This is a genomic window from Nocardioides ungokensis (assembly GCF_013466985.1).
Classification (GTDB): Bacteria; Actinomycetota; Actinomycetes; order Propionibacteriales; family Nocardioidaceae; genus Nocardioides; species Nocardioides ungokensis.
This window is the reverse complement of sequence record NZ_CP059164.1, coordinates 423768-445409: the sequence shown is the minus strand read 5'-3', so window position 1 is coordinate 445409 and position 21642 is coordinate 423768. Positions and strand designations below refer to the sequence as shown.

Genomic DNA, 21642 nt, shown 5'->3' with positions numbered 1-21642 from the left:
TCGTCTCCTCAGCTCTCGATGCTGGCCATCACGTGCTTGACGCGCGTGTAGTCCTCGAGGCCGTACATGGACAGGTCCTTGCCGTAGCCGGAGTGCTTGAAGCCGCCGTGCGGCATCTCGGCGACGAGCGGGATGTGCGTGTTGATCCACACGCAGCCGAAGTCGAGGCGCTGCGACATGCGCAGTCCGCGGCCGAGGTCCCGGGTCCACACCGAGGACGCCAGCGCGTAGGGGACGTCGTTGGCCTTGGCCAGCGCCTCCTCCTCGTGGCGGAACGTCTGCACGGTGATGACGGGTCCGAAGACCTCGTTCTGGACGAGCTCGTCGTCCTGCTCGAGCCCGGTGACGAGGGTGGGCTCGACGTAGAAGCCGCGGTCGCCCTGACGCCGTCCACCGACGACGACCGTCGCGTGGTCGGGCACCCGGTCCAGGAAGCCCAGCACCCGTTCCAGCTGCTGCGCGTTGTTGACGGGCGGCACCAGGGCCTCCTCGTCGTGACGGCCGCCCTCGTACGACGTGCGCGTGGCGCGCGCCTGCTCGGCAAGCGCGGCGACGAACTCGTCGTGGACGGCGTCGGCCACCAGGACCCGCGTGGCGGCGGTGCAGTCCTGGCCCGCGTTGAAGTAGCCGGCGATGGCGATGCCCTCCGCGGCCGCCTCGATGTCAGCGTCGTCGAAGACCACGACCGGCGCCTTGCCGCCGAGCTCGAGGTGCACCCGCTTGACGTCGTCGGCTGCCGCGCGGGCCACCTCCTTGCCGGCGCCGACAGAGCCGGTGATCGACACCATCTGCGCGGTGGGGTGGCTGACGACGAGGTTGCCGGTGACGCGGTCGCCGCACACGACGTTGAGGACGCCGGCCGGCAGGAACTCCGAGGCGATCTCGGCGAGCAGCAGCGACGTCACCGGGGTGGAGTCGCTCGGCTTGAGCACGACGGTGTTGCCCGCGGCCAGCGCCGGGGCGAACTTCCAGACCGCCATCATCATCGGGTAGTTCCAAGGGGCGACCTGGCCGACGACGCCGACCGGCTCGCGGCGGATCCAGGAGGTGTGGCCCTCCATGTACTCAGCGGCCGCACGGCCCTCGAGGACCCGCGCCGCCCCGGCGAAGAACCGGATCTGGTCGACCATCGGCGGGATCTCCTCCGCCCGGATGAGCGGGACGAGCTTGCCGGTGTTGCGGCTCTCGGCCTCGGCCAGCTCCTCGGCCCGCGCCTCGACCGCGTCGGCGATGCGGAGCAGGGCCTCCTGTCGCTGGGCGGGGGTGGTCGACCGCCAGCCCTCGAACGCCTTCGCGGCGCTCTCGAAGGCGAGGTCGACGTCGGCCGGCCCGGAGACCGGCGCGCGGCCGTAGACCTCTCCGGTGGACGGGTCCACGAGGTCGCTCCGACGGCCGTCGCGGGTGTCGACGTACTCGCCGCCGACGAAGTTCTGGAGGTTCAGCTGGGACATGGTCTTCCTTGGGTCTGCTCGGGTCTCTGGTGTGACGCTCCCCACGCGCTCATTCGAGAGTAGGGTCGGGATTGAGCCCGTCTGATGGACAGAACGGCGAAGTTCGGGCGTCGCCACTGTGCGATGTGGCAGGGCTCTCAGGAGGCCCCGTGACCGTGACCCTGGAGTGGCTCCTCGACCGCCCCGACCTGGGCCTGCGCCTGGTGACCGACGTCCCCACCGCCCAGGAGGTCACCTGGGCGCACGCCATCGACGTGGGTGACCCGACCCCGTGGCTCAACGGCGGCGAGCTCGTGCTCACCACCGGGCTGCGGCTGGCCCGGTCCGCTCGTGAGCAGCGCGCGTACGTCGAGGGCCTCGCCGACTGCGGGGTGGCGGGCATCGGCTTCGGGGTCGGCATCCGCTACGACGAGATCCCCGTGCCCATCGTCGACGCCTGCGCCGAGCGAGGCGTCCCCCTGGTGGAGGTGCCGCTGCCGACGCCGTTCATCGCGATCACCCAGGCGGTCGCCCGACGGCTCTCCGAGCAGGAGCTGGAGTCGCTCCAGGAAGCCCTCACCCACCAGCGGCGGATCACACGGGCCGCCGTTCGCGGCGGCCTCACCGGCCTGGTCGGGGTACTCGACAGGGAGCTGCACTGCGACCCGGTGGTGCTCGACGAGTACGGCGCGGTGATGGCCTCCTCGACGCGGGACAGCGCGTTGATCGACCTGGTCGGCGCGCAGTGGCGGCGGCTGTCCCGGGAAGCGCACGGGGGCGCCGTCGGCATCGAGACCCAGCGGGGCACCCTGGAGATCCAGTCGCTCCGCGGTCGGTCCGCGGTGGTGGGCTGGCTGGCGGTGCACCACCACACCCCACCGACGGCCACTGACCGGCTGCTCCTCAACCAGGCCGCCGGCCTGATCACCTTGCAGCTGGACTGGCCGGCCGAGCTCGTCGCGGCGTACCACGCGCTCGGGGGAACGCTCCTGGACCTGCTGCTGCACCCCGGCCAGCAAGCCGGGTCCCTCGTGCGTCACCTGCACCACTTCGGGTTCGCCCCCACCGACCCGGTGATGCTCGCGGTCGTCAAGGCTCCGCGCAGCCGCCCGCGGCTGCTCCAGGTGGTCTCCGACCAGCTCGAGTCCAGCGCTCTGCCGCACGTGGTGACCAGGCTGGAGGGCGGCGTGGCCGCGCTGCTCCGGGCCCAGGACACCCGCCACCTCGTGGAGGTGCTCGCTTCGGCCGCTGAGGAGGCGGGGATGGGGCGGGTCGTCATCGGCGTCAGCGGCTCGTTGCCGCAGGCCGACGTGGCCACGGCCATCGCCTCGGCCGAGCAGGCCGCGGCGTCCGCACAGCGCGCGCGGCGCAGCGTCGGCTGGTTCGACGAGCTGACACTGGGTGCGGTCGTCGAGGACGAGACGGTCCGCTCGCGGATCTGGACGCTGGCGGGGCCGGCGCTGGACGCGCTGGAGCGCGGGGCCACCGCCCGGGAGGCGGACCTGGTGCCCTCGTTGGAGGCCTTCCTGCACCACAACGGGTCCTGGGAGACGGCAGCGCGAGCCCTCGGTGTGCATCGGCACACGCTGCGCGCCCGGATGGCCCGGGTGGAGGAGCTGACCGGGCTCACGCTCGACAGTGCCGAGACCCGGGTGCTGCTGCTGCTCGCGCTGATGAGCCGACCCGGGGGCCCGGCACCCTCGTCACAGTGACCCGGCGAGCGCGCACGGGACACTCCGCTGCCCGGTCCGGCCGCGCTGGGTCGGCGCCCGCACCTACGATGAGCCCATGGCGCCCCGCCCCACCGCGGCCTTCTTCGACCTCGACAAGACGATCATCGCCAAGTCGAGCACCCTGGCGTTCAGTCGTCCCTTCCAGGCAGGCGGCCTGATCTCCCGGCGCGCGGTGCTGCGCTCGGCCTACGCCCAGTTCGTCTACCTCGTCGGCGGCGCCGACCACGACCAGATGGAGAAGATGCGGCAGTTCATGTCGCAGCTCTGCGCGGGCTGGGACGTGGCGACGGTGCGCGAGATCGTCGCCGAGACCCTGCACAACATCGTCGACCCGCTGGTCTACGACGAGGCGGTCTCCCTCATCGAGGAGCACCACCTCGCCGGCCGCGACGTGGTGATCGTCTCGACCTCCGGGACCGAGGTGGTCGGTCCGATCGGCGAGATGCTCGGTGCCGACCGGGTGGTCGCCACCCGGATGGAGATCGAGGACGGGAAGTACACCGGCAGCATCGAGTACTACGCGTACGCCGAGGAGAAGGCCCGCGCCATCCGCGAGCTCGCCGACCTGATGGGCTACGACCTCGAGCACAGCTATGCCTACAGCGACTCGGTGACCGACGTGCACATGCTGGAGGCCGTCGGCCACCCGCACGCGGTCAACCCCGACCGCGAGCTGCGCCGGATCGCCGCCTCCAACGGCTGGCCGGTGCTGGTCTTCACCAAGCCGGTCACGCTGCGCAGCCGGGTCCCGTTCCCCCCGGCGCGGCAGACGCTGGCCGCCCTGGCCGTCGGCGGAGTCGTCGCGTTCGGCGGCGTGATGTGGGCCAGCGCCCGCAAACGACGCCTCGCCTGATCTGTCGCGCAGCGGCGCCGAATGTCAACCCTTGAACACCTGACCGCAGCGGCGTAGAAACAGGGTCAGAACTCCACAGGGCAGCACGTGATCCGGGTACCCACGCGGCGATCCACCCTTCCTACAGGGCGCTTGCACACCGGGATCTTCCCGGGGCAGCAGTTGATGATGCACGCCTGGTAGCCAACGGATCACGTGTCAGCGGCGGCATCCGAATCTCTTCGAGTCGGGTGCCGCTCGCACGTCCGGAGCTACTCGGCGGCCTGGTCCTCGGCGGGTCGGCGCAGCGGGCTCGCCTCGGCGCCCGCGGCGTACGCCTCGGCCGCGTAGAGCACCCACGCGTGCACGCCGGCGGGTCCGCCGTCGGCGTACCCCCGCAGGTTCGACTCGTACGCCGGCCGCAGCGCGAGGTGGCCGGCCTCCGGGACGACAAGCGACTTCTCGTCCACCCCGCGGCCGACCAGCAGCAGGCGCTCGGTGGCCCGGGCGACGACCCCGTTGTGCGACGCGAACGGCGCGGCGGTGGCGAGGTCGGCGTGGACGACCGCGGCGACCACGAGGGCCGGCACCGAGGTGGGCGCGGTCAGCAGCTCGGCCAGAGCCCGCAGCCGGTCGGCGGACGCGGCGTCCCGGGGCCGGCCGAGCTGCTCCTGCGGGAGCGACGCCGAGGCGGCGAGCGCGTGGATCCGCGCCAGCGCCTGGAGCGGGGCGCGGGAGAGCAGCGGCGACAGCGACAAGAGCTCGGCCGAGACCCGGACGGCGTCCTGGGCCACCGCGTCCCCGGTCCCGGCGCGCACCTCGGCCAGCGACGACGATGAGCCCTCGAGCGCAGCGCTCGCGTGCGCACCGCGGAGCAGCGACTCGGCGGTCGTCTCGGGTGACGTGCGGCGCAGGCCACGGTCGCGCAGGACCACGTCGATCCCGTCCCGGGCCGCGGCGTACGCCGACGGCACGCCCTCCAGGGTCGTCAGCCAGGCCAGCGGATCCGTGCTCATGGCCATGAAGGCTAGGGCGCGGCGCCGGGGTCCCGATCGGGTGGCCCCTGCCCGGTACCGTGGTCGTGATGAGTGACGCGCGCCAGCCCCCACCCACCGGCCCGGCCGCGGACTGGGCCCGATCCTTCGGGTCGGTCGCCGCCGCCTACGACCGCGGCCGCCCGTCGTACCCCCGCGAGGCGGCGGTCTGGCTCGTCGGCAAGACCCCGGTGACCGTGCTCGAGCTGGGCGCCGGCACCGGCAAGCTGACCGCGGAGCTGGTGGCCCTGGGCCACGACGTGCACGCCACCGATCCCGACACCGCGATGCTCGACATCCTGCGCCGCGACCTCCCCGACGTCCGCACCTCGGTGGCGTCCGCCGAGGAGATCCCGGCGCCGGACCGCTCGGTGGACGTGGTGGTCTGCGCCCAGGCGTTCCACTGGTTCGACCTGGACCGGGCGCTGCCCGAGATCGCGCGCGTCCTGCGGCCCGGTGGCCGCCTGGCGCTGGTGTGGAACCAGCGCGACGAGCGGATCCCGTGGGTACGCCGCCTCGGCGCGCTGATCGGGACCCAGGACCAGCTCCGGGACCCGGTCGGGCCGCTGGTCCAGTCGGCGCTGTTCGGCTTCGTCGAGGACGCCACCTTCCGCTTCTGGCAGACCGTCGACCGCGAGTCCATCCAGGACCTCGTCCTGTCCCGCTCCAACGTCGCCGTCCTCGACGAGGAGGCCCGTGCCGCGAAGCTGGCCGAGGTCCTCGCGTTCTACGACGACTTCGGGCGCGGCATGGACGGGATGCAGCTGCCCTACTCGGCCGACTGCTTCCGCGCGGCCGTGATCGACCAGCAGCCGCACCACGACGACGAGGACTCCGCCGAGGAGCCGCACGGAGACGCCGCGGCGCCGGGCGAGGAGCGCGAGGTCTCCGACGGCACCGACACCGACATGCTGCTCATCGACTTCCGCTGACCCGGCAAGGCAACCTGCGACCAACCGGGCGCGGGGCACTCTGACCGCGGCACGTATCCACGGCCGGGACCCACGTCCTAGGGTGGCGTGAGCCACATCGAGCTGAGATTCGGGAGACACCGTGAGCGCAGAGACCCCTTCTGAACAGACCTTGGCCAACCTGTCCCGTGAGGAGCGCCGGTTCGAGCCGCCGGCCGAGCTCGCGGAGCACGCCAACCTCAAGGCCGAGGCCTACGAGCGGGCGGCCGAGGACCGGGAGTCCTTCTGGGCCGAGCAGGCCGAGCGCCTCGACTGGGACCAGAAGTGGGACCGGGTGCTGGACTGGGACAACCCGCCCTTCGCGAAGTGGTTCGTCGGCGGCCGGCTCAACGCGGCGTACAACTGCGTCGACCGGCACGTCGAGGCCGGCCACGGGGACAAGGTCGCCTTCCACTGGGTCGGCGAGCCCGAGGACGACGCGCGCACGATCACCTACGCCGAGATGAAGGACGAGGTCTGCAAGGCGGCCAACGCGCTGACCGAGCTGGGCGTGCGGACCGGCGACCGTGTCGCGATCTACCTGCCGATGATCCCCGAGGCGGTCGTGGCCATGCTGGCCTGCGCCCGCATCGGCGCCCCGCACACGGTGGTCTTCGGCGGCTTCTCCTCCGACGCCCTCGCGACCCGGCTCGTCGACTGCCAGGCCAAGGTCGTCATCACCTCCGACGGCGGCTACCGCCGCGGCGCGGCCTCCGCGCTCAAGCCGGCGGTCGACGAGGCCCGCGCCAAGACCGCGGAGAACGGCTTCACCGTCGAGAAGGTGCTGGTCGTGCGTCGCACCGGCCAGGAGGTCGACTGGGACGACTCGGTCGACGTGTGGTGGCACGACGCCGTCGACTCCGCCTCGGCCGAGCACGCATGCGAGTTCTTCGACGCCGAGCACCCGCTCTACGTCATGTACACCTCGGGCACGACCGGCAAGCCGAAGGGCATCCTGCACACGACCGGCGGCTACCTCGTGGGCTCGGCGTACACCCACTGGTCGATCTTCGACCTCAAGCCGGAGACGGACGTCTACTGGTGCTCCGCCGACATCGGGTGGGTCACCGGCCACTCCTACATCGTCTACGGGCCGATGGCCAACGGCGCGACCCAGGTGATGTACGAAGGCGTCCCGGACAGCCCCGAGCGCGGCCGCTGGTGGAAGATCATCGAGAAGTACGGCGTGACGATCTTCTACACCGCCCCCACCGCGATCCGCTCGTTCATGAAGCAGGGCCGCGAGATCCCGGACCGCCACGACATGTCGTCGCTGCGGCTGCTCGGCTCCGTCGGCGAGCCGATCAACCCCGAGGCGTACATCTGGTACCGCTCGGTCATCGGCGGCGACCGCACGCCGGTCGTCGACACCTGGTGGCAGACCGAGACCGGCTCGATCATGATCAGCCCGCTGCCCGGCGTCACCGCCGGCAAGCCGGGCTCCGCGATGACCCCCATCCCCGGCGTGGCCGCCGAGGTCGTCAATGACGAGGGGGTCCCGGTCCCGAACGGCTCCGGTGGCTACCTCGTGCTGACCCAGCCGTGGCCCTCGATGCTGCGCACCCTGTGGGGCGACGACGAGCGGTTCAAGGAGACCTACTGGTCGCGCTTCGAGAAGCAGGGCTTCTACTTCGCCGGCGACGGTGCGAAGAAGGACGAGGACGGTGACATCTGGGTCCTCGGCCGCGTCGACGACGTCATGAACGTCTCCGGTCACCGGCTCTCGACGACCGAGATCGAGTCGGCGCTGGTCTCGCACCCCAAGGTCGCCGAGGCCGCGGTCGTGGGCGCCAAGGACGAGGACACCGGTCAGGCCGTCTGCGCGTTCGTGATCCTGCGCGAGGAGGCCGGTGACGGCGGCGCGGACATCGTCGAGGAGCTGCGCAACCACGTCCGCAAGGAGATCGGCGCGATCGCCAAGCCGCGGCAGATCATGATCGTCGCCGAGCTGCCCAAGACCCGCTCGGGCAAGATCATGCGGCGCCTGCTGCGCGACGTCGCCGAGCACCGCGAGGTCGGCGACGTCACCACCCTCGCCGACTCCTCGGTCATGGACCTGATCTCGCAGGGCATCGACTCGGGCAAGTCCGAGGACTGACCCCTGACGCCGAGTCGGCCCTGGTCGTCAACCAGCGCCGACTCGGGGGGTCCTGGACGTCAAGCAGCGCCGACTCGGGGGGCCTGCGGGACGGTAGGCTGGCGGCAGGGAGCGCCGGGAAGTCTGGTCGGCACCGTTCCGCCGACCCCAGGAGCCCCGTGACCTCGTCCCAGCCGCCCCCCGGCCGCCCCGTCGCAGAGCACCGCTGCGGCTCTTCGCGCGCGGCTCGTTCCCCGAGAGCTCCCGCGTCGGGGAGATCCTGAGGGCGGAGACCACCGGCGGGATGCTGCTGATCGCGGGCGCACTGGTCGCCATCGTCTGGGCCAACACGCCGTGGTCGGACGCCTACACCGCGCTGCGCGACTGGACCGTCGGCCCCGCGGCGCTCCACCTCGACCTCAGCCTGGGCGCCTGGGCGGCCGATGGGCTGCTGGCGATCTTCTTCTTCGTGGCCGGGCTCGAGCTCAAGCGGGAGTTCGTCGCCGGCGACCTGCGCGACGTACGACGGGCCGCCCTGCCCGTGGTCGCGGCGGTCGCCGGCATGACCGTGCCCGCCCTCGTCTTCGTCGCGGTCAACCTCGGTGCCGGCGGCGGGCTGAAGGGCTGGGCCATCCCGACCGCGACCGACATCGCCTTCGCGGTGGCGATCCTGGCCGTGATCAGCACCCACCTGCCGTCCGGGCTGCGCACGTTCCTGCTCACCCTCGCGGTCGTCGACGACCTGCTGGCCATCACGATCATCGCCGTCTTCTACACCTCCGAGCTGCACCTGCTCTACCTCGCGCTGGCGGTGGTGCCGATCGCCGTCTTCGGGTTCCTCGTGCAGCGGCGGATCCACCGGGGGTGGCTGCTCATGCCCCTGGCGTTCGTGGCCTGGACGCTGGTGCACGCGTCCGGCGTGCACGCGACGGTGGCGGGCGTCGCGCTGGCCTTCACCGTCCCCGTGCTGCGGCGCGACGGGCAGGACGGCGCCGGGCTGGCCGAGCACCTCGAGCACGTGGTCCGCCCGGTCTCGGCGGGCATCGCCGTGCCGGTCTTCGCCTTCTTCGCCGCGGGCGTGACGGTGGGCGGCCTGCACGGCCTGGCCCAGGCACTCCGGGACCCGATCGCCCTCGGGATCGTCGCGGGCCTGGTGGTCGGCAAGACGGTCGGCATCGCGGGCTCCACCTGGGCACTCGCGACGTTCACCCGGGCCGACCTCGACGACGAGCTGAGCTGGACCGACGTGATCGGCATGTCCATGCTCGCGGGGATCGGCTTCACGGTCTCGCTGCTGATCGGCGAGCTGGCCTACGGGACCGGCAGCGGGCGCGACGACCACGTCAAGGTGGGCGTGCTCATCGGGTCCCTCGTGGCCACGGTGTGCGCCGCCGCCGTCCTGCGCACCCGCAACCGCGCCTACCGGCGGATCTGCGAGATGGAGGAGGTCGACGCCGACGCCGACGGGATCCCCGACGTCTTCCAGCGCGACGGCCGGGAGGAGCCGGGACCGGCCTGAGCGGGCGGTCCCACCCCGTCCTTCTGTAGGGTCAGCACCGGCCCACAAACACCCAGCACCAGGGGGAACACCGCATGGCAACCGAACCGGTCACGGCAGCACCCGCTTCGGACGGCGACCCCACCATCGGGCGTCTGGTCACCGACGCCAGCCGTGACATCTCGACCCTGATCTCCAAGGAGATCCAGCTCGCGAAGTCCGAGCTCAAGGTGAGCATCAAGGCGGGCGGCACCGGTGTCGGGCTCTTCGCCGCAGCGGGGTTCCTGGCCGTGCTGGCCGTCATCATGCTGTCGGTGGCGATCGCCTACCTGATCAACTGGAACGGCGACGGGCTGGCCCTGCAGTGGGCGTTCCTGATCGTCTTCGGTTTCTACCTGCTGCTTGCCGGCCTGCTGGTCTTCATCGGCGTCCGCAAGGTCAAGCAGGTGCGCGCCCCCGAGAAGGCCATCGCCCAGGGCAAGCAGATCCCGAACGCCCTCAAGGGCAAGGCCTGACGGAGCCGCAGCCGCGGATCCGCCGAGGACCGGCCGACCACCGGGCCGACCACCCGGGCCGACTACCCGGCGCAGTCTCCGGTCGAGACCGCGCCGTTGCTGGACCGGCCGAGGGCCGCGCTGCGCGACACCTGCTCGGCGGTGAGCGCGTAGCCGGTCTGCTGGTCGGTGACCGAGGCCGCGAACACCACGCCGACGACGTCACCGGCCGAGGAGATGATCGGCCCGCCCGAGTTGCCGGGGCGCACCAGCCCGCGCAGGGAGAAGACCTGGCGGATGACGGTGCCGTCGCCGTAGATGTTCGGCGAGCGGAGTCGCTGCTCGGAGCGGATGCGGCCGGGCTCCACGTCGTACGGCCCGTCCTCGGGGTAGCCGAGGATCGCGACACCCTCGTTGGCGTCGCCGTTCTGGTCGAAGTCGAGCGCCGGCGCCGCACCCGTGTCGAGGGCGAGGACCGCCACGTCGATGTCGGGGTTGTAGTAGACGACCTCGGCCGGCACCGACGAGTCGCCGACGATGACCTCGGGGTGGCTGACACCGGCGACCACGTGGGCGTTGGTCATCAGCCGGTCCGGGGCGTAGACGAAGCCCGAGCCCTCGACCCCGCGGCCGCAGTCGTTGGTGCCCCGCACCTTGAGCACGCTGGCGGCGGCGTCGGTGACGTCGGGGTCCTTCAGCAGCCGCTGCGGGCCGGGGGCGACCTGGACGATCCGCTCGGGAGCGAAGGGCTCGAGGTAGCGGGGGAAGAAGCTGGTGCCCACGACGTCGTTGAAGGCCTGGAGCACGCCGCTCGCCGAGGCGGGGAGGACGCCGTCGACCTCGCCGAGCACCGTGGAGCTGCGCACCATCGGCGTGATCCCGCCGATCCGGGTGCCGGAGATGGCCACCCCGAGCGCCCACGCGACGATCAGCACGGCCGCGGCGCTGAGTGCTGCGCCGCCGACCGCGTCGATGGCCCGGATGGGCTGCCAGGTGATCCGGTCGCGGATCTTGGCGCCGATGAACTGCAGCAGCGCCTGGCCGAGGGAGGCGCTCAGGATCACGATGAAGAGCGCCCCGAGGGAGACCAGCAGCGAGGGCGTGGCGTCGCCGAGCGCGACCGGGGCGAGCCACACCCCGAAGAGCCCGCCGAGCAGCAGGCCACCGGTGGCGAAGGCGCCGGTGATGAAGCCCTGCCAGTAGCCGGAGAGGGCGTAGGCCAGCACCAGGACCACCAGCAGCCAGTCGAGCAGGTTCACCGGCGTTCCTCGAATCGGGTGTTGGGCTGCACGTCACGCGGGACGGGCTCACCCTGCAGCATGTAGTCGGGCAGGTCACGCATCGGCGGGTCGTCGACCTCGTCGACCCACCCCAGGAAGTCGAAGAGGCGGACGATGATGCCGGCGGTGAAGCCCCAGACGATGACGTCCTTGTCCTCGCCGATCAGGAAGCCGGGGCCGACCCATCCTGAGGGATGGCGTACGGCGATGCGATGGGAGGGGTCGAGCAGCTCACGGATCGGGACCCGGTAGACCTCGTGCACCTCGTCGGGATCCACCACCGAGACCTCGGTGGGCTCGTGCCACCAGGCGAGGACCGGAGTCACCGCGAAGTTGCTCGGCGGCAGCCACAGTTCCGGCAGCTCGGCGAAGACCGAGACCCCCGAGGGGTCGAGCCCCGTCTCCTCCCAGGCCTCGCGCAGCGCCGCCTCCACCGGTGTCTCCCCGGGGTCGAGGGACCCGCCAGGGAAGGACACCTGCCCGGGGTGCGAGCGCATGTGGTGGGCGCGCTCGGTCAGCAGCAGGTCGGGACCGTCGGCCCCCTCTCCGAAGAGCATCAGGACCGCGCCCAGCCTGGCGTCGGAGTCCTCCGGCGGCATGAACCGGGTCAGGTCGTGCACGGTGATGGACTCCGCTCCGTCCGCGACGGGGCGCAGCCACTCCGGCAGCTCGGGGGTCTCGCTCACGCTGTCCGCCTCATAGGCCGACCCCCAGGTGGTCGTTGACGAGGGAGACGAGCTGGTCGACCGAGTCGACGCCGCCGGCTGCGAGCTCGACCTTGCCGTCCGCGTCGACGAAGGCGAAGAGCGGCAGGCCCATCCGGGCCGGGAACGGCGCCTTGCCCACGAGCGCACCCTGGGGGTCGGCCAGGAGCGGGTAGGTCACCCCGGACTTCTGGACCAACGCCATCGCGCTGAGCGTCTGCGGGTCCTCGAAGTCGACGCCGACCACGTCCACCCGGTCGCCGTACCTCCGGTGGAACTCCTCGAGCACCGGCATCTCCTTGCGGCACGGTGCGCACCAGGAGGCCCAGAGGTTGACCACCAGCGGGCCGCGCAGGCTCGAGAGGGCGACGTCCTTGCCGCCGCCCAGGCAGGGCAGGGTGACGTCCGGCAGGCCGCCGTCGACGGCCGCGGCGCCGCCCGGCTTGCAGGCCTCGACACCGGCGTCGTGCTTGAGCTGTCGCAGCTGGGCGGTGTCGACGTCGATCTTCGCCGCCCCCGGCGACGGGACGCTCGCCGAGCCGCAGGCACCCAGCACGAGCCCCGCTGCGGCCAGCGCAGCCGCCAGCACCGGTGGGACCCTCACGCGCGGCCCTCGGTCTTCACCAGCTTCGCCGCCGCCACCGGGTCGGTCGGGCCCTCGCCGAACGCCGGGCACCAGCGCGCGACCGGGCAGGCACCGCAGGCGGGGTTGCGCGAGTGGCAGATCCGGCGCCCGTGCCAGATCAGTGGTGGCTGAGCATCGTCCAGTCCCGCTTGGGGAAGAGCGCCCCGATGGCGTGCTCGACCTTGACCGGGTCGGTCTCGTCGGTCCAGCCGAACCGGCGCGCCAGGCGCCCGAAGTGGGTGTCGACGGTGATCCCCGGGATGCCGAACGCGTTGCCGAGGACCACGTTGGCGGTCTTGCGGCCAACACCGGGCAGGGTGACCAGGTCGGCCAGACGCGGCGGGACCTCGCCGTCGTACCGCTCGACGAGCGCCTGGCTCAGCTTGAGCAGCGACTCGGTCTTGGCGCGGAAGAAGCCCAGCGGACCGACGATCTGCTCGAGCTTGTCGCGCTCGGCCGCCGCCATCGCGGCGGCGTCGGGGTACGCCGCGAACAGGGTCGGCCGCACCGCGTTGACTCTCTTGTCGGTCGTCTGGGCCGACAGCACGGTCACGACGAGCAGCTCGAAGGGGTTGTCGAAGTCGAGCTCGCAGCGGGCGTCGGGGTAGGTCTCGGCGAGGGCGCGGTCGATCTTCCGGGCACGGCGGACCAAGCCGGTGGGGGTTTCCTCATCGAGCACGCGCCCAGCCTACGGCGCCCCGTGGACAGCCGTCGCAGCGCGACTTCCGGGGTGGGGTTGTTCCTGTGATGAAATTCCACTGGCTAGGATCATCGCGGCCGTCCGTATGGGGCGGGTGAGGTCACCAGGAGGATTCGTGGACAACGACGTACTGCGCCAGGCGCCGCTGTTCAGCGCGCTCGACGACGAAGCGGCCACCGCGTTGCGGTCGTCGATGACCGAGAGCCGGTTGCGCCGAGGTGACGTGCTGTTCCACGAGGGCGACTCCGGCGACAAGCTGTACGTCGTGCTGGACGGCAAGGTGAAGCTCGGCCGCACGTCCTCGGACGGTCGCGAGAACCTCCTCGCCATCCTCGGCCCCGGCCAGATGTTCGGCGAGCTCTCGCTCTTCGACCCGGGCCCGCGCTCCGCCACGGTGACGGCGGTGACCGACGCGTCGTTCGCCTCCCTCTCCCACGAGGACCTGCTGCGCTGGCTCGAGGGCCGCCCGGTCGTCGCTCGCGGACTGCTCGCGCAGCTCGCCGGCCGGCTCCGCAAGGCCAACGACGTGGTCGCCGACCTGGTCTTCTCCGACGTGCCCGGCCGCGTGGCCAAGGCACTGCTCGACCTCGCCGACCGCTTCGGCCGCACCGCCGACGACGGCGTGCACGTGCACCACGACCTCACCCAGGAGGAGCTCGCCCAGCTGGTCGGCGCCTCCCGAGAGACGGTCAACAAGGCGCTGGCCGACTTCGCGTCCCGCGGCTGGCTGCGCCTCGAGCCGCGCTCGGTCGTGATCATGGACGTGGAGCGGCTCTCCCGCCGGGCCCGCTGACCCTTCTCGAACTTTCTCGGGACCGGTGACCCCCGGAGCCGCCCCTGCGCGCGTCGTAGAGGTGAAAGGGGGCTCGAGTGCCGACTGCTGAGGACGACTTCCACGCGTTCGTGGTGGCGCGCACGCCTGCCCTGTCGCGCACGGCGTACCTCCTGACGGGGGACGCCCATCTCGCGGAGGTCTCGTGCAGACGGCACTCTTCAAGGCGGCGCGCAGCTGGCAGCGCATCCAGGGCTCACCGGAGGCCTACGTCCGGCGGATCCTCTACACCCAGAACATCTCCTGGTGGCGCACCCGCCGCGTGAAGGAGACCGCGCTCGGCTCGTACGACGTCCCCACGGCCACCGGCGACGCCGACCTGCGGATCACCCTGGAGCAGGCCCTGGCCGGGCTGACCACCCGACAGCGGACCGTGCTGGTGCTGCGCTACTTCGAGGACCTCACCGAGGTGCAGACGGCGGCCACGCTGGGCATCGGGGCCGGGACGGTCAAGTCGATCACCCGCCAGGCGCTGGCGCGGCTGCGGACGCTGGCACCCGAGCTCGCCGAGCTGGTCGGAGCGGACTCGTGACCGGGCGGCTGCGCGAGGAGCTGTCCCGCATCGGCGACACGGCGCCCGTCGCCCACGTCGACCCCGACACCTGGGGCCGGGCCCGGCGTGCGCGGACGCGCGACCGGGTGCTCGTCGGCGCCGCCGCGGTCGCCGTGCTGGCGCTGGTGGGCGGCCTGGCGGGGCTGCTCCCCGATCGGTCCTCGACCCCGGTGGCGGGCGCGCAGGGGGCAGTGCCGGACCACATCTACGCAGTCACCTCGACCGAGGACGTGCCGGTGACCTCCGACCTCGCGGTCGGACGGACGGCCGCGGCGTACGTCACGACCATCGGCGCGACCGCACGGGTCGTCACCATCGGGGCGGCGGACGGCGTCTACCACGTCCTCGACCTCCCCCGGTTCGCCGAGCGCGGCGGGCTGGAGTACGCCGCGTCCGCGCCGGTGGCCCTGTCCCCCGACGGCACGCAGATCGCCTACTCCTACTCGGGACAGGTCCGTGGCCACGCGCCCGTGCCGACCGGCCTGACGATCGTGGACCTCAGGTCGGGTGCGACGAGGAGCGTCCCGGTGACCGGCGGGCAGGGCGTCCTGGTGCAGACCGTCGCCTGGTCGCCGAACGGGCGCTGGCTGGTGTGGTCGGGCCAGGTCTCCACCCTCTGGACCGACCGCGAGCGCCGCTTCGGCGAGGAGATGGCGGCCGGCCGGATCGCGCCCGGTGCCAGCACCTCCGAGCCTGTCCCCGTCTCGAACCGCACGTCGCAGGCATTCGGCATCGGCAGCTCGGGCCAGGTGGCGATCACGTCCGCGAGCAAGCTGGTCGTTTGGGACGGCACCGTTGTCGAGCAGATCAGCGTGCCGCGTCGATGGGGACTCCCAGTGGACATCGCCCACGCCGGCGATGTCCTGGCGGACGTGCGCGCCGGACCGGCCGGGCAGGGGCGCCCCGCCTTCCACGTGCTGCGCTGGTCTGGCAACGGCAAGAGCCCGCGCCTCGCAACCCCGGACGCGGACGGCCTGACGATGGCGGTGCGCGGCTGGCTCGGTGACACGCCCGTCGTGGAGACGCAACCGCTCCGCGGCGCCTGGACCACCACCGCGCTCGAGCTGCTCACCGACTCCGGGCTGCGCGAGGTCGGACGGGTCGACTCCGGGGTGCAGGACCTGACCGTGGCCACGGACCTGATGACCGCCTCGCAGCCCACCGTCGCCGTACCCGCTCCCGACTGGGTGCCCCAGGACGGGCCCCCCTGGTGGTGGATCGGCCTCGGCGCCGGCCTCGTGATGCTTCTCGGCCTCGTCGCGCTGGTGACCGCCCGGCGCCGCCGCCCCACCCGTTGAGTTGGGCGGGGTTCGGCCTCGAGTTGGGCTTGATTCGGTCTCGAGTTGGGCCTCGTTTCGGCGTCCTGGTCCGCCAGGTCTGGCGACCACCGACTCAGCGCAGACCCAGGGAGTCGCGAATCTGGCGGATCCATCGATCCGTGCCCTCCGCCGTGAAGTCGTGCTTGGTCACCACGATCACCGTCCAGCCGTTGTCGCGGAGCCACTGACGACGCACTCGGTCTGCCGCGCGATCCTCCGGACTGGTGTGGAACTCCTCGCCGTCGTACTCGATGGCAACCCGCGCATGTGGATAGGCCAGGTCGAGCCGGTACGTCGGCACCCCATCCACATGGACCCAGTGCTGGAGCCTGGGACACGGAAGCCCGCGATCCAGGATCTCCAAGCGGGTCCACGACTCGCCGGGTGACTCGGAGGCGCCGTCCACCAGGGGAATCAGCTCCCGCAGCTGGATCACGCCGCGCCGCCGGAAGTACCGCGGCACGACCCTCATCATCTCGGCCAGCGTCAGCCCGTGCACGCGCGCGAGCGCATCCATGGCCGCGAGCGCATCGCGCCGAGACAGCTTGCAGCCGAGATCCATGGCGGTGCGCAGGGGCGTGTCACGCGGACACCATCGAGGGTCATCCAGTCGGTCGGCTTCAGTCTCGCGTCCCTCCAGAGCACTCCGGGCGGTCGGTCGGGTCATGACCTCTCAGGACGAACGACTCGAGCCTCGGCCCGACGTCTCGTTCGCGGAAGGGGTGCACGTCGGCACCGTGCAGCCACGCCGCGCTGCGGTCGCAGAGCACCGAGTGCTTGCTGATGACCAGAGCGCGGCTTGCGCCCGCAGCAGGGGCGTGAGCTCGACGTCCGCCCGCACGTAGACCCGCTGAACAACCGGACCAGCTGTCGTTGCCGTACGGCCGCGTCCACCTTCCATCGGCGGACGCCGAGCCTGGCCACCTGCGCCCAGGTGAACGGCGTCGAGGGGAACTCGGGTGAGACCACATGCGCCCACGGTGCGACGGCCCTGACACCGTCCGAGGCCGCTGACGCCGTACCTGTGCACAAAGGCGGCAGGAGGATGCGCTGTGGACGATCTGCGGCCGGATGCGCAGCGTCCCCTGTGCACGACACGCGGACTCGAGCCCAAGTCGGAACCGAATCAGGCCCAACTCAAAGCTGAATCAGGCCCAACTCAACGGGCGGAGAGGTAGGCCAGCTGGGCCCGCACGGACAGCTCGGCGGCGCCCCAGAGGGACCTGGTCGACGTCGGCGTAGACGATCTCCACGACGCGGCGGGGCAGCTCGTCGGCGGGGAGGCCCTCGGGGTGGTCGGCCACGAGCCGGGCGACCGCCGCCTCGACCTGCTCCAGACGCTCGCGACGGTGGGCGATGTAGAAGTCGAGGGCGCCCAGCGCGTCGCCGATGACCGGGCCGTGGCCGGGCCAGATGGCGCCCACCTCGTGGGCGGCGGCGAGGGCGTGCAGGCGGTCCAGGAGTCGAGGTAGGCGCCCAGCTGGCCGTCGGGGTGGGCCACGACGGTGGTGCCCCGGCCCAGGACAGTGTCGCCGGTCAGCACCACGCCCTCGGCGGGCAGCAGGAAGGACAGCGAGTCGGAGGTGTGGCCCGGCGTGCCGACGACCCGGATCTCGAGGCCGTCCACCGAGACCACGTCCGCCGTCGCCGAGGCCCTCCGAGCCGAGGCGGTACGCCGGGTCCAGCGCACGTACGCCGCACCCGACCCGCTCGGCGAACTCCGGGCGGCCTCGGCGTGGTCGGCGTGGTGGTGGTGAGCAGCACGACCCCGACCTCGCCGGCCTCGGCAGCGACCGCATCCAGGTGGGCCGGGATCGAGGGACCGGGGTCGATCACCACCGAGCGCCGGGCACCCGGCTCGCGCAGCACCCAGGTGTTGGTGCCGTCGAGCGTCATGATGTCGGCGTTCGGGGCGAGCACGCACCGGCCCCGCTCACCGAAGGTTCCTCCGGTCCAGCTCATGCGGGGCGCGACTCCACCAGCGGGCGCAGCGTCTCCGGCATCGACAGCGTGGCGTCCTCGCCCTCACCGACGACCTGCGGGGTGAACATCTCGACGGTGCGGCCGCCGGCGGCTGCGAGCACCGACGCGGGATCGGGGTACTGGGCGACCTCCAGGCAGGTCAGGTAGGTCGGCGGCAGCATCAGCATCTCGGAGGCCTCGACGGCCTCGACCGCGCCCATCGCGGGCAGCCAGGTGACTGACGACGACTCGGTCGACACGTCCCTGGTCCGCTGCCCTTCCGGCAGCTCCGCGACGAAGAACCACGTCCGGTAGCGGCGCGGCTCGAAGACCGGCGTCAGCCAGCCCGACCAGACCCCGAGCAGGTCGGTGCGCAGCACCAGCCCACGACGCGCCAGGAACTCGGTGAAGGCCAGCTCGCGCTGCTCCAGGGCGACCCGGTCGGCCTCCCAGTCCGCACCCGTCGTGTCGTCGACGACCGTGTGCGGGGAGGGCCCGGCCAGCAGCACGCCCGACTCCTCGAACGTCTCCCGGACCGCCGCACACACCAGCGCGAGCGCGGTCTCCTCGTCGGTGCCGAGCCGCTCTGCCCACTCGGCCGGGGACGGCCCCTCCCAGCCGACGTGGGCCGCGAAGTCGCGCGGGTCCACGCCGCCGCCCGGGAAGACGCACATGCCGGCCGCGAACGCCATCGACGTCTGGCGGCGCAGCAGGTAGACCGACGGGCCGGACTCCGAGGGCCGTAGCAGCACGACGGTCGCCGCGTTGCGCGGCTCGGCGGGCGTGCGCGTGCCGTCGGCGTACTCGCGCGCCTGCTCGACCAGCTGCGGCGGCAGCGGGATCCGGAGCACGGGCCTCAGACCTCGACGAGGATCTCGACCTCGACCGGGGAGTCCAGCGGCAGCACCGGCACGCCGACCGCCGAGCGGGCGTGGACACCCGCGTCGCCGAAGACCTTGCCGAAGAGCTCGGAGGCGCCGTTCGCGACCAGCGGCTGGCCGGTGAAGTCCGGCGTGGAGGCGACGAACGCCACCACCTTGACGATCCGCTTGACCAGCGAGAGGTCGCCGATCTCGGCCTTGACCGCCGCGATTGCGTTGAGCGCGCACTGCTGCGCGCACTCGACGGCCTCCTCCTGGCTGACCTCGCCGCCGACCTTGCCGGTGAGCATCAGCTCGCCCGACCGCATCGGCAGCTGGCCGGAGGTGAAGACGTGGTTGCCGCTGCGCACGGCCGGGACGTACGCCGCCACCGGCTTGGCCACGTCGGGCACGGACAGGCCGAGCTCGGCCAGCTTCTCCTCGGGAGTGCTCATCTCAACCCTCCAGCGGACGCTTGAAGTAGCCGACGAGGTTCTCGGGGTTCATGCCCGGCGCGATCTGCACCAGCTCCCACCCGTCGGCTCCGAAGTTGTCCAGGATCTGCTTCGCGGCGTGCGTCAGGATCGGCGCCGTCAGGTACTCCCACTTGGTCATGGGCCGCACCCTACTCGGCGCCGCGACGGCCCGGGTCAGCGCTTGACGGCGTACCGGACGTGCGTGGCGTACGCCGAGCTCCACACCCCGCGCACCTCCAGGTCGAGGTCCTGCTCGAACCCCTCGAACAGCCGCTTGCCCGCGCCCAGCACGACCGGCGCTGTCGAGATCGCGAGCTCGTCGACGACCCCCGCCGCCAGGCCCTGCCGGATCAGGTCGGCGCCGCCGCCCAGCGCCACGGTTCCGTCGCCGGCGAGCTCACGCGCCTTCAGCAGCGCGGCGTCGAAGCCGTCGACGAACACGAACCCGGCGGAGGGGTCGGGCTGGTCCTCGGTCCGGTGGGTCAGCACGACCAGCGGGCCGGGGAAGGGGTTGGTGCCGCCCCAGGCCCCGGCCGCCTCGTACATGTTCCGGCCGACGATGCCGGCCCCCATGCCCGCGGTGAGGTCGTCGAAGAACTCCTTGTCGGCCCCGTGCATGCCGTCGGCGCTGCGGCCGTCGTCGGCATAGGTCCACGGCCCGCCCATGACCCAGTGGTGGAGGCGCTCGCCCCCGACGCCCAGGCCCTGGCCGGGGCCGTCGTCCGGCCCCACGACGTGGCCGTCGACCGACGTGGTGATGGAAGCGATGGTCTTGCCCATGGTGTCCCTCCGAGGTGCTGGTTCGAGCGTTCAGACCGGCGCCGTGACCCCGACTCATCGGTGACCTGTCGGTCGCGCCGTCGAAACTGCCTTGACCTCCAGCGGACTTGAAGTCCTAGCGTTTCCACTCGTGACCCTCGCCCCGCCCCGGCCGCCACGTCGGGAACGCCTCCTCGACCCGGCGTACGCCGCCACCACCAGCGGGATGTTCGCGCTCATCGCGTTCGTGGCCTTCGAGGCGATGGCGGTGGCCACCGTGATGCCCACGGTGGCCCGAGACCTTGACGGGGTCGGACTGTTCGCGCTGTCGTTCGCGGCGCCGCTCGCGAGCGGCGTGGTCGGGATGGTGGCGGCCGGCATGTGGAGCGACAGGAACAGCCCGGTCCGACCGTTGATCGCCTCGCTCGTCCTGTTCTCGGCCGGCCTCGTCGTGTGCGGGCTCGCGCCCTCCATGGAGGTGCTCGTCGCCGGTCGCGTCCTCCAGGGGCTCGGAGGCGGGGCCCTGACGGTCGTGCTGTACGTGGTGGTCGGACTGTGCTTCCCCGCGGCGCTGCAGCCGGCCGTCTTCGCGAGCTTCGCGGCGGCCTGGGTGCTGCCGTCGCTGTTCGGTCCTGCGCTCGCTGCGTTCGTGGCGGACGCCGCGGGCTGGCGGTGGGTGTTCCTCGGCACGGTCGCCCTGGTCGGCGTCGCGGCCCTGCTGATCACCCCGGCGCTCCGCCGGCTCGGCCGGCGGGGCGAGGGTGAGCCCGCGCCCCGGTTTCGGCTGGCCTGGGCGGTGCTGGGCGCGGCGGCGGTGCTGGCGCTGGAGCTGCTCGGCTCCTCCGGCGGGTGGTCCCTCGTCCTCGCCGCGGTCGCGCTCGGCGTCGTGGCCCTCGCGCTGCACCACCTGCTCCCGGCCGGCACGCTGACCGCTCGCCGCGGGCTGCCGGCCGTCATCGGCACCCGCGGCCTGATGAGCGGGGCGTTCTTCTGCGCCGAGGCCTTCATCGTGTTCGTGCTGCAGGACCACTGGGGCCTCAGCCCCGGGCGGGCCGGGATCGCGCTCACCCTCGTCGGGATCGCCTGGGCGACGGCGAGCCAGACGCAGTCGCGCCTGGGTGACCGGGTGTCCCACGTGACGGCGATGCGGGTGGGCACTGCCGTGGTCCTGACCGGCGTCGCTGCTCTTGCGCTGGCGGTCGCGACCGACGTCCACCCGGCGCTCGCCGCGGCGTCGTACGTGCTGGCCGGCGCGGGCATGGGCTTCGGCTACCCGCGCACCAGCGTCGCGATGCTCGCCGCGTCCACCGACCGCGACCGTGGGTTCAACTCGTCGGCGCTGTCGGTCGCGGACTCCCTCGGGGCGGCGTTGGCGCTGTCCCTGTCCGGCGTGGTCTACGGCTCCGTCGACCGGGCGGGTGGGGACCCGTTCCTCGCGGTCTTCGTCGTGGCGACCGGGATCGGCGTCCTGGCGGTGCTGACGGCCGCGCGGACCCGGGCGACCGTCAGCCAGGTCGGCTGACC

General features: G+C 72.4%; 21 protein-coding genes and 1 pseudogene. 10 read left to right on the top strand and 12 right to left on the bottom strand.

Features of this window, described 5'->3' with window-relative positions:
- Positions 1 to 8: 8 nt before the first annotated feature.
- Positions 9 to 1451 (bottom strand): gamma-aminobutyraldehyde dehydrogenase, encoded by a 1443-nt coding sequence (locus tag H0S67_RS02235; RefSeq protein WP_180935269.1) that lies wholly within the window; start codon positions 1449 to 1451, stop codon positions 9 to 11.
- 149 nt (positions 1452 to 1600) lie between these two features.
- On the opposite strand from H0S67_RS02235, the gene H0S67_RS02230 reads away from it, so the two are divergent.
- Positions 1601 to 3142, top strand: a complete 1542-nt coding sequence (locus tag H0S67_RS02230) for a PucR family transcriptional regulator (RefSeq protein ID WP_180935268.1) — start codon at positions 1601 to 1603, stop codon at positions 3140 to 3142.
- A 76-nt stretch (positions 3143 to 3218) separates the two neighbouring features.
- The gene (locus H0S67_RS02225) at positions 3219 to 4016 is read left to right on the top strand and encodes an HAD family hydrolase (protein WP_180935267.1); all 798 of its coding nucleotides are present in this window, start codon (positions 3219 to 3221) and stop codon (positions 4014 to 4016) included.
- A gap of 251 nt (positions 4017 to 4267) precedes the next feature.
- Here the strand turns inward: H0S67_RS02225 and H0S67_RS02220 are convergent, their stop codons facing one another.
- Entirely contained in the window at positions 4268 to 5011 is a 744-nt protein-coding gene (locus H0S67_RS02220) for a Fic family protein (protein ID WP_180935266.1), read from the bottom strand.
- Positions 5012 to 5079: 68 nt separating this feature from the next.
- Here H0S67_RS02220 and H0S67_RS02215 point away from each other — a divergent pair, with 68 nt between their 5' ends.
- The 4 genes from H0S67_RS02215 (at position 5080) to H0S67_RS02200 (ending at position 10069) form a co-directional block, all read left to right on the top strand.
- A complete protein-coding gene (locus H0S67_RS02215) occupies positions 5080 to 5961 on the top strand; it encodes a class I SAM-dependent methyltransferase (RefSeq protein ID WP_180935265.1) in 882 nt (293 codons plus the stop codon).
- Positions 5962 to 6082: 121 nt separating this feature from the next.
- A complete protein-coding gene (acs, locus tag H0S67_RS02210; RefSeq protein WP_180935264.1) occupies positions 6083 to 8077 on the top strand; it encodes an acetate--CoA ligase in 1995 nt (664 codons plus the stop codon).
- 205 nt (positions 8078 to 8282) lie between these two features.
- Complete coding sequence (gene nhaA / locus H0S67_RS02205) at positions 8283 to 9575, top strand: Na+/H+ antiporter NhaA (RefSeq protein ID WP_180936688.1); 1293 nt, start codon at positions 8283 to 8285, stop codon at positions 9573 to 9575.
- Between the two features lie 74 nt (positions 9576 to 9649).
- The gene (locus H0S67_RS02200; protein WP_180935263.1) at positions 9650 to 10069 is read left to right on the top strand and encodes a phage holin family protein; all 420 of its coding nucleotides are present in this window, start codon (positions 9650 to 9652) and stop codon (positions 10067 to 10069) included.
- Between the two features lie 62 nt (positions 10070 to 10131).
- Here the strand turns inward: H0S67_RS02200 and H0S67_RS02195 are convergent, their stop codons facing one another.
- From H0S67_RS02195 to nth, 4 genes and pseudogenes are all read right to left on the bottom strand, one after another.
- Positions 10132 to 11307 carry a MarP family serine protease gene (locus tag H0S67_RS02195; protein WP_180935262.1) on the bottom strand — a complete coding sequence of 392 codons (1176 nt, stop codon included), beginning with the start codon at positions 11305 to 11307 and terminating at the stop codon, positions 10132 to 10134.
- Positions 11304 to 12014 (bottom strand): NUDIX hydrolase, encoded by a 711-nt coding sequence (locus tag H0S67_RS02190; protein WP_246355055.1) that lies wholly within the window; start codon positions 12012 to 12014, stop codon positions 11304 to 11306. The genes H0S67_RS02195 and H0S67_RS02190 overlap by 4 nt, the downstream gene beginning before the upstream one ends.
- 10 nt (positions 12015 to 12024) lie before the next feature.
- On the bottom strand, positions 12025 to 12636 hold the full coding sequence (locus H0S67_RS02185) for a TlpA family protein disulfide reductase (RefSeq protein WP_180935261.1): 612 nt from the start codon (positions 12634 to 12636) through the stop codon (positions 12025 to 12027).
- Positions 12633 to 13288: pseudogene (gene nth / locus H0S67_RS02180) on the bottom strand (endonuclease III). The gene H0S67_RS02185 and the pseudogene nth overlap by 4 nt, the downstream one beginning before the upstream one ends.
- Before the next feature lie 184 nt (positions 13289 to 13472).
- On the opposite strand from nth, the gene H0S67_RS02175 reads away from it, so the two are divergent.
- The 3 genes from H0S67_RS02175 to H0S67_RS02165 all read left to right on the top strand — a co-directional run bounded on the left by H0S67_RS02175 (position 13473) and on the right by H0S67_RS02165 (position 16040).
- A complete protein-coding gene (locus tag H0S67_RS02175) occupies positions 13473 to 14150 on the top strand; it encodes a Crp/Fnr family transcriptional regulator (RefSeq protein WP_246355054.1) in 678 nt (225 codons plus the stop codon).
- Positions 14151 to 14334: 184 nt separating this feature from the next.
- A complete protein-coding gene (locus H0S67_RS02170; RefSeq protein ID WP_343050293.1) occupies positions 14335 to 14721 on the top strand; it encodes a SigE family RNA polymerase sigma factor in 387 nt (128 codons plus the stop codon).
- A complete protein-coding gene (locus H0S67_RS02165) occupies positions 14718 to 16040 on the top strand; it encodes a PD40 domain-containing protein (RefSeq protein ID WP_180935259.1) in 1323 nt (440 codons plus the stop codon). Before H0S67_RS02170 ends, H0S67_RS02165 begins: the two co-directional genes overlap by 4 nt.
- A 94-nt stretch (positions 16041 to 16134) precedes the next feature.
- Here the strand turns inward: H0S67_RS02165 and H0S67_RS02160 are convergent, their stop codons facing one another.
- From H0S67_RS02160 to H0S67_RS02135, 6 genes are all read right to left on the bottom strand, one after another.
- On the bottom strand, positions 16135 to 16728 hold the full coding sequence (locus H0S67_RS02160; RefSeq protein ID WP_180935258.1) for an endonuclease domain-containing protein: 594 nt from the start codon (positions 16726 to 16728) through the stop codon (positions 16135 to 16137).
- 492 nt (positions 16729 to 17220) lie between these two features.
- Positions 17221 to 17688 (bottom strand): MBL fold metallo-hydrolase, encoded by a 468-nt coding sequence (locus H0S67_RS27150; protein ID WP_343050292.1) that lies wholly within the window; start codon positions 17686 to 17688, stop codon positions 17221 to 17223.
- A gap of 331 nt (positions 17689 to 18019) precedes the next feature.
- Positions 18020 to 18874: an NUDIX hydrolase gene (locus H0S67_RS02150; protein ID WP_246355053.1), complete on the bottom strand. Its 855-nt coding sequence runs from the start codon at positions 18872 to 18874 to the stop codon at positions 18020 to 18022.
- Positions 18875 to 18879: 5 nt separating this feature from the next.
- On the bottom strand, positions 18880 to 19338 hold the full coding sequence (locus tag H0S67_RS02145; RefSeq protein WP_180935257.1) for a RidA family protein: 459 nt from the start codon (positions 19336 to 19338) through the stop codon (positions 18880 to 18882).
- Between the two features lies 1 nt (position 19339).
- A complete protein-coding gene (gene sp36 / locus H0S67_RS02140) occupies positions 19340 to 19498 on the bottom strand; it encodes a Sp36 family protein (protein WP_180935256.1) in 159 nt (52 codons plus the stop codon).
- A gap of 35 nt (positions 19499 to 19533) precedes the next feature.
- On the bottom strand, positions 19534 to 20139 hold the full coding sequence (locus H0S67_RS02135) for a dihydrofolate reductase family protein (protein ID WP_180935255.1): 606 nt from the start codon (positions 20137 to 20139) through the stop codon (positions 19534 to 19536).
- 130 nt (positions 20140 to 20269) lie between these two features.
- On the opposite strand from H0S67_RS02135, the gene H0S67_RS02130 reads away from it, so the two are divergent.
- A complete protein-coding gene (locus tag H0S67_RS02130) occupies positions 20270 to 21640 on the top strand; it encodes an MFS transporter (protein WP_180935254.1) in 1371 nt (456 codons plus the stop codon).
- The last annotated feature ends 2 nt before the right edge of the window (positions 21641 to 21642 follow it).